At 36.7% G+C, this 13,204-nt stretch carries 10 protein-coding genes; 6 read left to right on the top strand and 4 right to left on the bottom strand.

Annotation, left to right across the window (positions count from 1 at the left end; translation table 11 throughout):
- Nucleotides 1–60 precede the first annotated feature (60 nt).
- Nucleotides 61–1,029: a quinone oxidoreductase family protein gene (locus AWV75_RS04345; RefSeq protein ID WP_060873206.1), complete on the bottom strand. Its 969-nt coding sequence runs from the start codon at nt 1,027–1,029 to the stop codon at nt 61–63.
- Nucleotides 1,030–1,206: 177 nt separating this feature from the next.
- On the opposite strand from AWV75_RS04345, the gene uvrA reads away from it, so the two are divergent.
- Together uvrA and AWV75_RS04335 are read left to right on the top strand one after the other, a co-directional pair.
- The gene (gene uvrA, locus AWV75_RS04340; RefSeq protein WP_060873205.1) at nt 1,207–4,041 is read left to right on the top strand and encodes an excinuclease ABC subunit UvrA; all 2,835 of its coding nucleotides are present in this window, start codon (nt 1,207–1,209) and stop codon (nt 4,039–4,041) included.
- 7 nt (nt 4,042–4,048) lie between these two features.
- Nucleotides 4,049–4,771: a TIGR00730 family Rossman fold protein gene (locus AWV75_RS04335; RefSeq protein ID WP_002991103.1), complete on the top strand. Its 723-nt coding sequence runs from the start codon at nt 4,049–4,051 to the stop codon at nt 4,769–4,771.
- Nucleotides 4,772–4,844: 73 nt separating this feature from the next.
- Here AWV75_RS04335 and rlmD read toward each other — a convergent pair whose 3' ends face one another.
- Complete coding sequence (gene rlmD / locus AWV75_RS04330) at nt 4,845–6,257, bottom strand: 23S rRNA (uracil(1939)-C(5))-methyltransferase RlmD (RefSeq protein ID WP_060873204.1); 1,413 nt, start codon at nt 6,255–6,257, stop codon at nt 4,845–4,847.
- Between the two features lie 423 nt (nt 6,258–6,680).
- Here rlmD and pfkA point away from each other — a divergent pair, with 423 nt between their 5' ends.
- Genes pfkA through AWV75_RS04310 form a run of 4 tightly spaced genes read left to right on the top strand, consistent with a single transcriptional unit; the run spans nt 6,681 to nt 9,930 of the window.
- Complete coding sequence (pfkA, locus tag AWV75_RS04325) at nt 6,681–7,667, top strand: 6-phosphofructokinase (RefSeq protein ID WP_060873203.1); 987 nt, start codon at nt 6,681–6,683, stop codon at nt 7,665–7,667.
- 26 nt (nt 7,668–7,693) lie between these two features.
- On the top strand, nt 7,694–8,695 hold the full coding sequence (gap, locus tag AWV75_RS04320; RefSeq protein ID WP_060873202.1) for a type I glyceraldehyde-3-phosphate dehydrogenase: 1,002 nt from the start codon (nt 7,694–7,696) through the stop codon (nt 8,693–8,695).
- 13 nt (nt 8,696–8,708) lie between these two features.
- Nucleotides 8,709–9,554 (top strand): BadF/BadG/BcrA/BcrD ATPase family protein, encoded by an 846-nt coding sequence (locus tag AWV75_RS04315; protein WP_060873201.1) that lies wholly within the window; start codon nt 8,709–8,711, stop codon nt 9,552–9,554.
- 7 nt (nt 9,555–9,561) lie between these two features.
- Nucleotides 9,562–9,930 (top strand): methylglyoxal synthase, encoded by a 369-nt coding sequence (locus AWV75_RS04310; RefSeq protein WP_060873200.1) that lies wholly within the window; start codon nt 9,562–9,564, stop codon nt 9,928–9,930.
- Nucleotides 9,931–10,003: 73 nt separating this feature from the next.
- Here AWV75_RS04310 and AWV75_RS04305 read toward each other — a convergent pair whose 3' ends face one another.
- Both AWV75_RS04305 and AWV75_RS04300 read right to left on the bottom strand, forming a co-directional pair.
- The gene (locus tag AWV75_RS04305) at nt 10,004–10,390 is read right to left on the bottom strand and encodes a Rid family detoxifying hydrolase (protein ID WP_060873199.1); all 387 of its coding nucleotides are present in this window, start codon (nt 10,388–10,390) and stop codon (nt 10,004–10,006) included.
- 12 nt (nt 10,391–10,402) lie between these two features.
- Nucleotides 10,403–13,096, bottom strand: coding sequence for a putative LPS assembly protein LptD (locus tag AWV75_RS04300; RefSeq protein ID WP_060873198.1), 2,694 nt, complete (start codon nt 13,094–13,096; stop codon nt 10,403–10,405).
- Between the last annotated feature and the right edge of the window lie 108 nt (nt 13,097–13,204).

Below are 13,204 nucleotides of genomic sequence, written 5' to 3'. Positions count from 1 at the left end.
GCGAACAAAAGTAATGAGTTTGAATGAAAAAGTACCATCAAAAACAAAAAGCAAAAAAGCTTAGATGCGAATGACTAATCGAGTTCCGCGATCCATTGGTTTGTTCCATACTTGTTCAATCATTTCTAAGGGATGTACTTCCGTCTGGATGTGCAATTTTCCTTGTGCGGCTAATAAAAACATCTCAGGTAAAATAACTTTGTTGAAAACAATGAGTTCCTCTTTGGTCAAACTCCCAAAACCAGATCCCATCAATTGAATATCTGTGCTGCGTAGAATCGCAGAGGTCAATTGAATTTCTTTTCCTGCCATATCACCAGCTGTGACAATCTTAACGGTTGACGCTAAATGATGGATGTCATTGCCTTTGAAGGCATTTAAAATGGCTTGAAAGGGTTTGCCCCATAGATAATCAATCACAACATCAATAGGAGTCTGCTGGTGAATGGCTTGTATTTGTGCAGTTAGTTCTTCCTCATTTTCTGGTAAAACAAGGGTCTGGGTTGCACCATAGGCTTTTAGTTGCTCTAATACTGCCTGATTCCGACCGGTAACAATGATTTCTTTCGCCCCATAGTGTTTGGCAATTTGTACCCCAACTTGTCCGGTTACTCCAGTAGCTCCGTTGAACAATACATTTTGACCTTCTTGTAATCTAGCGCGTATAATTAAAGGCATCGCAGAACCTAAAATAGCATTCGGTAAAGCGGCTGCTTTTGCATCGTCTAAGTTTTGAGGCACAGGAGTATAGTTTCCAGAAATAATCGCTTTTTCAGCAATCATACCAGTAATTCCTTGTCCGTACACTTTTGTTCCATTTTCTAAATAACCAACCCCGTCATTGCCCACAACTGCGGGTAAATCTACATAGCTCGCATAGTGTTTACCACTTGCTCGTGCTTTGTCTAAATTCTTTACTGCAGCGGCTGTAACGCGTAGTAGGTGTTGGCCTTCTTCTTGTACGACAGGCTCTATTATCTCTCCAAATTTAGGTACTTGACCTAGTTCATATAAAATGGCTCCTTTCATGAGAATCTTCTTTTGCGAGATAAAAATACGATTTTTAAAAGTAGGAGAGGGAATTGAGGGAAATTAAAAAGGAAGAAGAATAAAGCTGTTAAATAATGCTAAATCACATCAAAACAATAGAACCGCAGATTACATAAAATGAGATTAATATGTATCTTTGTTTTTTTGCACAAAATTATGTCTAAAGTAGAAGATTTTATTGAAGTTTTAGGAGCTAGAGTTCACAATCTAAAAAATATAGATATCCGTATTCCACGAGAGAAACTCGTTGTGATCACAGGATTGTCGGGCTCTGGTAAGTCATCCTTGGCTTTCGATACAATATATGCAGAAGGTCAACGTCGGTATATCGAGACGTTTTCCGCCTATGCCAGACAGTTTTTAGGCGGTTTAGAACGACCAGATGTAGATAAAATTGATGGATTGTCACCTGTAATTGCCATTGAACAAAAAACCACCAATCGCAGTCCGAGATCAACCGTAGGAACGATTACGGAAATTTATGACTTTTTGCGTTTGCTTTATGCAAGAGCAGCAGAGGCCTATAGTTATAATACAGGCGAGAAAATGGTGAGCTATACGGATAATCAAATTCAAGAATTGATTCTCCAAGATTATGCAGGTAAAAAAATTAATATTCTTGCTCCTGTCGTACGCTCGCGAAAAGGACATTATCGTGAATTGTTTGAGCAAATTGCTAAACAAGGGTTTTTGAAAGTACGACTCGATGGAGAAATCAAGGATTTAGAATATGGTATGAAGGCGGATCGTTACAAAACGCATGATATTGAAATTGTAATTGATCGCTTGTCTATTGACGATAAAGAACAAACGGCACAACGTTTGGCAGAAAGTATTCAAACAGCCATGTATCACGGCGATGATACGATTGTGATTTTGGATCAAGAAACCCAAGAAGTGCGCTTTTTTAGCCGTCATTTGATGTGTCCAACGTCGGGGATTTCCTATGCTAAACCTGAACCGAATAACTTTTCATTTAATTCTCCTAAAGGAGCTTGTGAAGTGTGTAATGGATTAGGGACAGTACATGAAATCAATTACCATAAAGTGATTCCCGATGCAACCCTTTCAATAAAAAAAGGAGGATTAGCTCCACTTGGACCTGAAAAGAATACTTGGATCTTCAAGCAGTTGGAAACGATTGCTCAGCGCTATAATTTTAAATTGGCTGATGCGATTCAGGATATTCCTAAAGAAGCAATGGAAGTTATTCTCAATGGTGGGCAGGACAGTTTTACAGTAGAGCACAAAGTAGCAGGAATTTCTAAGAATTATAAGATTGATTTTGAGGGAATTAATAATTTTATTAAAAATCAGTTTGAAGAAAGTGAAACAGCATCAATCAAGCGTTGGGCAAAAGAATACATGGATGAAATTGATTGTCCTTCCTGTAATGGAACGCGCTTGAGAAAAGAAGCGCTGTATTTTAGAATTGCAGAAAAAAATATAGGCGAATTAATTCAAATGGACATTGAGCATTTGATTGCTTGGTTCGCTGATATATCCGATAAACTTTCTGATAAACAAAGAAGTATTGCGGAGGAGATTTTAAAAGAAATCAATACGCGATTGTCGTTTTTGAAAGATGTTGGTTTGACTTATCTATCGTTAAATCGCAGTTCAAGAACCTTATCAGGAGGGGAAGCACAGCGTATTCGCTTGGCTACGCAAATTGGTTCACAGTTGGTAGGTGTTCTCTATATCTTAGATGAACCAAGTATTGGCTTACATCAAAGGGACAATGAACGCTTAATCAAATCGTTGGAATCGTTGCGTGATATTGGAAACTCCGTGCTTGTGGTGGAGCATGACAAAGATATGATTGAACGTGCGGATTACGTGATTGATATTGGTCCATATGCAGGAAAAAGAGGTGGGCAAATTATCAGTACAGGTACACCACAGGAATTATTGAAAGAACATACGCTTACGGCACAATATTTGAATGGTGAATTAGAGATTGCTGTTCCTAAAGAACGAAGAAAAGGCAATGGAAAGTCCATCAAGTTAGAAGGAGCGACCGGAAATAATTTAAAAAATGTTACCATTGAGATTCCACTAGGAACCTTAACTTGTGTTACAGGGGTTTCGGGATCAGGTAAATCAACCTTGATTAACGGAACATTATACCCTATTTTAAACAATCACTTTTTCAATGCAGTAGCAAAGCCTCAACCGTATAAAAAAATTAGTGGTTTAGAACATATTGATAAGGTCATTGGCATTGATCAAAGTCCAATTGGGCGAACACCGCGATCAAATCCAGCTACGTATACAGAAGTGTTTTCCGATATCCGAAATCTGTTTGCACAAACAACAGAAGCTTCAATACGAGGATATAAACCAGGGCGATTTAGTTTTAATGTGAGTGGTGGACGCTGTGATACCTGTGAAGGATCTGGGGTTCGCACCATAGAAATGGGCTTTTTACCAGATGTTTATGTAGAATGTGAAACCTGTCAAGGAAAGCGTTTTAATCGAGAAACATTGGAAATTCGCTACAAAGGGAAGTCGATTTCAGATGTATTGGAAATGACGGTAGCAGATGCAACGGAATTTTTTGAAAATATTCCGAAGATTTACCGCAAATTAAAAACGATTAATGATGTTGGGTTGGGCTATATTACACTTGGACAACAAAGTACAACCTTGTCTGGAGGGGAAGCACAACGCATCAAGTTAGCGACAGAGTTATCTAAAAAAGATACTGGAAATACATTTTATATCTTAGATGAACCAACTACAGGATTGCACTTTGAAGATATTCGCGTCTTGATGGAAGTAATCAATACGTTGGTGGAAAAGGGGAATACCGTGCTGATTATTGAGCACAATTTAGATGTAATCAAGTTAGCAGATTATATTATTGATATTGGATATGAAGGTGGAGCGAATGGCGGTGAAGTAATGGCGAAGGGAACACCGGAACAAATAAGTAAAGTAAAGAAGAGCTATACGGCTCACTTTTTAAAAAACGAACTTAAAAAATGATTGAATTATGAAAGAAATTGTAGGCAATGAAGAGGAGAAAATCCAAGAGAAATTCAAGCAAAAGTCTTGGACAGAAATAAAAACGAACGATTCGTGGGGGATTTTTAAAATCATGTCTGAGTTTGTGAATGGCTATGAGAAAATGGGACGTATTGGTCCATGTATTTCTATCTTTGGTTCAGCTAGAACAAAAAAAGAAGATCCATACTATAAATTAGCAGAAGAAATTGCATTCAAAGTTAGTAAAGCTGGCTATGGGGTTATTACTGGAGGAGGACCTGGAATTATGGAAGCTGGTAATAAAGGCGCACATTTAGGACAAGGTGTTTCTGTCGGATTGAATATTGAATTACCATTTGAACAACATTTTAACCCGTATATTGACAGTGATAAAAATATTCAGTTTGACTATTTCTTCGTGCGCAAAGTAATGTTTGTCAAGTATTCTCAAGGGTTTGTTGTAATGCCTGGAGGGTTTGGTACCCTAGATGAATTATTTGAGGCAATCACCTTAATCCAAACGAAGAAAATCGCTAAGTTTCCAATTATTTTAGTAGGAACAGATTTTTGGGGTGGTATGTTAGAATGGGTTAAAAATGTACTCTTGGCTAAGTATTCAACTATTTCTCCAGAAGATATGAATTTGATTCAATTGGTTGATACCGCAGATGAAGTAGTAGAGCGCATTGATGCTTTCTATAAAAAGTATACGCTAAAACCAAATTTCTAAAGATTTTAGCCTAAGCAGTAAATAAAAAATCCAGCACCGAAGTGCTGGATTTTTTTATGATGATTGTTCGCAATTACTTTAATTCCAATTGCACTACATTTTCTACGTGATGCGTCTGTGGAAACATATCTACAGGACGAACTTTCGTTACTTTGTATTTGGCGTCTAATAAGGCCAAATCTCTCGCTTGAGTAGCTGAATTACAACTTACATACACAATGCGTTTAGGGGCTACTTTTAAAAGCATATCCACAACATCTTTGTGCATTCCATCTCTCGGTGGATCTGTAATAATTACATCTGGATGTCCATGTGTAGCAATGAACTCATCGTTGAATACATTTTTCATGTCTCCTACAAAGAAATCACAGTTGGTGATTTCGTTGCGTTCTGCATTGATTTTAGCATCAGCAATTGCTTCTGGCACAGCCTCAACTCCTACAACTTTTTTCGCCTTCTTCGAAACGAATTGTGCAATAGTTCCTGTTCCTGTATATAAGTCGAATACTAGTTCATTACCTGTTAATTCAGCATAATCACGTGTAATCTTATACAATTCATAGGCTTGATCTGAATTGGTTTGATAGAATGATTTCGCATTGATACTGAATTTCAAACCTTCCATCTCTTCTAAGATATAATCACGTCCTTTGTATAAAACAACGTCTTGATCGTAGATGGTATCGTTAGCTTTGCCATTTACAACATATTGTAAAGAAGTGATTTCTGGGAAGGTTGCAGCTAAATGATCCAATAGCAATTCTCTTTCTTGTTGATTATCATAGAAGAATTGAATCATGACCATAATCTCTCCAATTGAGCTTGTGCGAATCATTAAGGTACGCAATAAGCCTTCTTGTTCTCTTGGATTAAAGAAAGATAGGTTATTTGCATTGGCAAATGTTCGAATCTCATTGCGAATCGCATTGGATGGATCTTGTTGCAAATGACATTTTTGAATGTCTAAGATTTTATCCCACATTTTAGGGATGTGAAAGCCCAAGGCATTTTCTTTGCCAATCTCGTCTCCACTAGCAATTTCTTCAGGTGTTAACCAACGAGCATTAGAGAAAGAAAACTCCATTTTATTTCTGTAAAATAGTGTTTTTTCAGAACCCAAAATAGGCTCAAATTCAGGTAACTCAATTTTACCAATGCGTTTAAGGTTATTTTGAACTTCTTGATTTTTGTAAAACAACTGTTGCTCATAAGACATGTTTTGCCACTTGCATCCTCCACAAGCACCAAAATGTTGACATACTGGTTCAATACGGTTTTTAGAATAGCTGTGGATTTTTATAGCCAATCCTTCATAATACGCTTTGCGTTTTTTAACGGTTTGGACATCAACAACATCTCCTGGAACAACATTGGGAATAAAAATAACTTTCCCGTCAGGAGCTTTAGCTACCGAAACGCCTTTTGCACCTGCATCAAGGACTTCTACGTTTTCGAATACGATTCTTTCTGTTCTCTTTCTTTTCATGCCACAAAAATAGCTTTAATTTCTTTTCACAGCATTTTTTTATCCTTTTCTAAAAGAAGTTTTGTTTTTAATTAATGCATTGATTTACAATACGTTGTGTTTGTTTTTTAAAAGAAGGAGATAATTTATAATAATTCTATTTAAGTAAGGTGAAGCTACAGCAGCAGATAGGAGTTACAAAAGGAAATATGTCCTAGTTCTTTTCTTTATTTTTTGGTTCCTTTGGTAGGAATCATAGTAAAAAATGAGTATTATCCTATCAAGAAGAGTCAGTTACAATTGTGTAGGTATACCTCGAGGTAATCAATTGTAAACAAATTAGGTTTTTTAACAAAAATATAATAAGAATTACCTAAATAAATCACAACTATGGATTGATTTAATCTAGGGTATTCCTTAAATTTACTAAAAAGAAAAGTAATTATGAGCAACCTTATAAGAAAGATAGGGGTTTTAACTTCAGGGGGAGATGCTCCTGGAATGAACGCAGCAATCAGAGCAATTGTTCGTACTTGTTCCTATCATGATGTGATGTGTGTGGGGGTATTTAGAGGATTTCAAGGATTAGTAGAAGGAGATTTCGAAGTGCTAGGTCCTCGTGATGTCAACTATATCATTAACAAAGGAGGAACTATTTTAAAAACAGCGCGAAGTGCTGCATTTAGAACAGAAGAAGGAAGAAAGACAGCCTATGAAAATTTGAAAAATGCTCAAATCGATGCGCTGATTGTTATCGGTGGTGATGGTAGTTTTACTGGGGCAATGTTGTTAAGTAAAGAATTTGATATTCCCGTTATGGGAATTCCAGGTACAATTGATAATGATATTAATGGTACGAGTCATACGATTGGTTTTGATACAGCCTTGAATACGGTGGTAGATGCCGTAGATAAAATCAGAGATACAGCAAGTTCACATAAGAGACTCTTTTTTGTTGAGGTCATGGGACGTGATGCGGGACATATTGCTTTGAATGCTGGAATCGGAGCAGGAGCAGAGGAAATTATCATTCCAGAAGAAAACTTAGGTTTAGAACGTTTATTAGAATCTTTGAAAAAAAGCAAATTATCAGGAAAATCATCGAGTATTGTTATTGTAGCAGAAGGTGAAAAACTAGGAAAAAATGTTTTTGAATTAGGAGAATATGTGGAAGAGCATTTACCAGAATATGAGGTTCGAGTTTCTGTTTTAGGACATATGCAGAGAGGCGGAGCACCTTCGTGTTTTGATCGTGTCTTAGCGAGTCGACTAAGCGTGAAGGCCGTTGAAACTTTGTTAGAAGGAGGAAAGAATTTCATGGTTGGATTAATCAATGATCAAGTTGCATTAACTCCTTTAGATCATATCGTAAAAGGGCATACAGCAGTAGATGCTGAACTATTACGAGTATCAGATATAATTACAATTTAAGTATAGAATTAAATAAAAAAGCAAATATGAAAACAAGAGTAGGTATCAATGGTTTTGGACGTATTGGACGTTTAATGTTAAGAGAAGCGGTAAAGAGAAACGACATCGAGATCGTTGCAGTTAATGATTTAATGGCTGTTGAACAATTAGCTTATTTAATCAAATACGACTCTGTACATGGTCGTTTTGATGGAACAGTAGAAGTTGTAGATGGACATTTAATTGTCAACGGAAAAGAAATCCGCGTTACAGCAGAACGCGATCCATTGTTGCTGAAATGGGATGAGGTAAAAGTAGATGTTGTGGCAGATTGTACCGGTGTATTTAAAGATTTAGCAGGTGCACAACAACATATTGATGCAGGTGCAAAAAAAGTGCTAATTTCTTCTCCGTCGCCAGATGCTCCCATGTATGTGATGGGCGTGAACGAAAAGCAATTAAAACCAACAGATACAATTGTTTCAAATGCTTCTTGTACAACAAACTGTTTGGCGCCTTTAGCTAAAGTATTAAATGACTCATTTGGTATTGTTGAAGGGTTGATGACAACCATTCACGCAGCAACAGCAACACAATATACTGTAGATGGACCTTCTAAAAAAGATTTTAGAGGAGGACGCTCTGCCTTAGTAAATATTATTCCAGCTTCTACAGGGGCAGCAAAAGCAGTAGGAAAAGTAATTCCTGAATTAAAAGGGAAAATTACAGGTATGTCGATGCGTGTTCCAACAGCTGATGTATCTGTAGTGGATTTAACGGTAAAATTAGCTAAACAAACAAGTTATGAGGAAGTTATGGCTGTATTTAAAAAGGCAAGTGAGAACGAATTAAAAGGAATTATGGCGTTTGTTGAAGATGACGTAGTTTCTCAAGATTTCGTTTCAGATCCACATACGTGTATTGTAGATGCTAAAGCAGGTATTGCTTTGAATGAAACTTTTTATAAATTCGTTGCTTGGTATGATAATGAATACGGTTATGCTGCTAAAATGGTAGATATGGCTGTATTGTTAACGACAGTAAAGTAATATAACAAAGCAAATGAAAATAATCGTCGATAGCGGTTCTACAAAAGCAGATTGGATCTTTTTTGATCAAGATAATAAAGTGATAACTTCGGTGACAAGCCTTGGGCTTAATCCCGAAGTTATTACGTTAGAGGAGTTTCATACTCGGGTAAATACGGTTCCAGATATTGCTAAAAACAAGGATAAAGTAACGGAATTGTACTTCTATGGTTCAGGTTGTGGCTCGAATAGAAGTAAAACAACAGTTCGCGATTTTTTTACTTCCTATTTTATCAACTGTCAATCAATTAACGTGCATGAGGATACTTATGCAGCCGTTTATGCAACAGTAGGAAAAAGTGAAAAAGGAATTGTTTGTATCAATGGAACGGGCTCTAATGTCTCTTATTACGATGGAACAGTTATTCATCAAAAAGTGCAATCGCTAGGCTATATGGCTATGGATGATTGCAGTGGAAGTGCTTTAGGGCGATTGATGATTAAAGCCTTGTTTTTAAATTATATGCCTGTTGAATTAGCGAAGAAATTTACCCAAAAATACGATTTAGATGCGGATGTGGTGAAGTATAACTTCTATAAGAAGGAAAATCCAAATGCGTATTTAGCTTCTTTTCTTCCTTTTTTAATTGAACACAAGGATCATCCTTTTTTTCAAGCAATGATTGAAGAACAAGTTGTGTTTTTTGTAGAACACTACATTAAAAGCCATCCAGAATCTAGTAGTATACCCGTGCATTTTGTAGGATCAGTAGCTTATTTTTTACAAGATGAGTTTAAAGCGGTTTTACATCAGCATGATATTGCAATTGGAAAAATCATTCAAAAACCACTGGATGGGTTAATCGATTATCACAAATAAAAGAAATATGGAAATAGCTATAATTGCCCATGATGGTAAAAAAGATGAAATGCTCGCGTTTATTCAGAAAAATCGAGCCATTTTATCAAGAGAAGGCATTGAGTTAATTGCCACTGGAACAACAGGTGGAATTGCACAAAAAGAAGGATTTGAAGTATTACGCATGCTATCTGGACCTTTAGGTGGGGATGCTCAAATTGCAGCTCGCGTTGCAGAGGGAAAAACGAATATGGTTTTGTTTTTTAAAGACCCTCTGGGGAAACATGCACATGAACCGGATATCAATATGTTGCTTCGCGTTTGTGACGTGCACAATGTTCCTTTAGCAACGAATGAAGCTAGTGCTCAGTTGTTGTTAAAGGCTATTGGGTTATGAGTGATGGGTTATGAGAAATTGTAAACTAAATAAAAAACAAGGGGAACCATTTTTGGTTCCCCTTGTTTTTTATTTAAAATCTTGTAGCAATCATTGAAATCTCTACATTGACGTTACGTGGTAATTTTACGACTTGAATGCATTCTCTTGCTGGTGCAGTTTCTGCTTGAAAAAAGCTACCATAGATTTCATTTACTTTAGCAAAATCATTCATATCCGTTAAGAAAATCGTTGCTTTAACTACGTTTTCAAACGTCATGTCTGCTGCTGTTAGAATAGCTTTTAAATTCGCCATTACTTGTTTCGCTTCATCTTCAATACCAGTTGTAACTAATGTTTCAGTGGCTTGGTTAAATGGAATTTGACCAGAGATGAAAAGTAAATCACCTACTAATACGGAATGATTATAAGGACCAATCGGTTTAGGTGCTTGATCAGAATTTATGATTGTTTTTTTCATGCTTATATTGAATTAAAAATAGCGTTTATCTGGTGCTTTTCGTTTTTCCCACTTGATATCACTTAACATGGATGATTTAATTCCGATGAAGAAGCCCCAACTCGTATATGTTCCAATCGGAACCCAAGTGAAGTCCATACGCCAGCTCAATAAATCTCGTTCAAAGCGGAATTGAGTAAAGGTAACTCCTTTTTGTACAAAGTCATAACCCGAAGAAAATCCGACCTTCCAGCGCGGAGTAAGTTCTATGTTTCCAGACATCATCACTGAGTTATTGGAAATCTCATTTTGACGGGCGGAGTTATTGTAGGTTAGGGAATAAGCAAAGGTTAGGTCCCACGGAATTTTTGCATTGTAAAATCCTTCAAAAGGACGGTCCTCTCTTTTGTTGTCAAACATGCTTTGACGATTGTCACCTAGATTACCAGCTTGTCCGAATAAATCATCACCACGTCCACCATTGTCAATGGAGTTCTGGTTTGGTTTCTCTCTGTTTCCAAATAAAGGATCATTGCTATTTAAGGACCAGTTAACCGTTACGTTTGCACTGGTTAAACGGAATAAACTTCCTCCGTTGTTGATGTTGAAAACATCAATACGTTGATTGTTATTATTTAAGGCATAAGGGTCTAACGTTGCCCCTACGTTAATCTGCATTTTGTTTTGGAAAAGAGTCGTTCCTGTAGAAACACGCACAGGTGCCCATTTAAGAGAGTCTGCAGACATGTTGTAGCTAGAGGAAAGGTTCAGGCTGTTTAATAGCATTAATTTCCTAAATCCCTCTTTTTCCTCATCGTCGCGTATCTTGGCCTCAAAGGTATTACTCAACGACATATTTAACATATTGGAATTCATTCTACCTGGAGCTCCAAATAGACCTCCTTGGAAACGCGTATACTCCTGCATTGTTGTTCCAGTGGCATCTATGCTATAGGTATCGTAATATTGGTCAAAACTAGGAGTATAAGAATATCCTACGCTTGGACGCATGACGTGGCGAATAGCTTGAATTTTACTGTCCTTGCTAAAGTTAAACGTACCATAAATAGTTGTCCCAATATTCGAGTTAAAATTATAGGTGCTATAGCGATCAAATCCATTTACACGCACGTCTTCTACGCGGTTTGTTTCTGGATTGTATTGTTTTTTAATGGTATTGAAAACCCAAGTTTCATTGTAGGTACCTCCTGCAGAAACAGAGAAGTATTTGAAAAGCTTAAAGTTCGTTGTAATTGGAATAGTGTGTTGAAAACCAGAATTCAAACTGTCAAACATCGGTTGTTTGAAGAAGTTATCTTCATGAATATCCACTCGGTTTTCACCTCTTAAGTTATAAGAAAGGTTTAAGTTTTTGATTAACCCTTTTTTCGATCCATTTTTTGGAGCAAAAGGGAACATACGGTCTACACTCGCTTGAAGTGTAGGTAAGGACATATTTACTCGTCCAGTATTGGTTGATTGTGAATGCGTGGCAGAAAGTGACATGTTAACTTGTGGTGTACTTTCAAAGGTTTTCGAATAACTGATGGAAGAGTTCATCGTATTGTTTAACGATGCACCAACATTATAAGAGTTATTCGACTGTCTAAAATATTGACCACTACCCATGTTAACCGAAGCAGAGAAACGCGAACCAGGATTCGATTTAGCATCTTGTGCATGGTTCCACTGAACGTTGTAAATGGTGCTTTTTTGGTAATCAGGAAGTCCTCGTTCACTGAAAATATTATTTTCATAGCGAATTAATACACGTCCGTTGTATTTGTAGCGCTTGGCATAGTTACTACTCGATCGCAAAGCCCAGCTACCATTGGTATAGTAATCCCCTTGCATGGTTAAATCCGCTCGATCACTTAAAGCAAAGTAGTATCCTCCATTTTGTAAATAGTATCCTTGCTGGTTTGTTTCTCCCACACTTGGGATGATAAAACCAGATTCTGCTTTTTCCGACATAGGGAAGAATGCAAAAGGCAATCCTAATGGAGTAGGTACATCGGCAATAACCATATTGGTAGGTCCAACTACTACCTTCTTATTCGGAACTAGCTTAACTTTTTTCGTTTTGAAGTAATATTCAGGATCATCTAAATCTTTGGCTGTAGTGAAAATTACATCCTCCATGAAATACACCGAGTCATTTTCTTTCTTTGTCATTCCAGATTTGATGTTGAATTCTCCTTGAGAAGTTCTAGACTGCCATACTAAAGCACGTTGTGATTTTGTGTTGTACACAATAGAGTCTGGCTCAACTACTTGTCCTCCTTGTTTAAAAACAGGAGCTTGACTTAAATTACCTAAACTATCTTTGATACGACCTGCGTAAATTTGATTCTGTTCGTAATTGAATACAATAATCCCCGCAGTTAATTCAAAATCTTGGTATTTTATTTCTGCTTGGTTGTATAATGTAATCTGTTTTTTCTTTTGGTCTAGCTTATTGTAATCTTTTGCTTTTCGATAAACAATATCTTCTAAATACCCCTTGGCAGGTGGTTTAATGCTATCCGTTGTATTCTTAATGGAAGGTAAAGAATCTTGAGTTGGGACAATAGTGTCCGTGTCTAAACCTGGTAATAGTTTAGAGTCTTTGTTGTTGACTTTCAGTGAAGTAGTTGTTTTGTTGAACTCTTGAGCTTTAACTCTAGGGAATGAAAATACCCCTAAAACGAACAAAACTATGACGATATTGAAAATATTAGTACGCAAATCTATGAATATGTGCTATTTTTGTAAAATCAAACCCGTTGTTTTTAACGTGTCAAACTTACATATATTTTTTCTGAAAAATGTAATTTAATTTATATTAAACGAATT

The organism is Myroides odoratus (assembly GCF_001549985.1).
Lineage (GTDB): Bacteria > Bacteroidota > Bacteroidia > Flavobacteriales > Flavobacteriaceae > Flavobacterium > Flavobacterium odoratum_A.
Note: the sequence above shows the minus strand (reverse complement) of the source record. Positions and strands in the feature narration are given on the sequence as shown.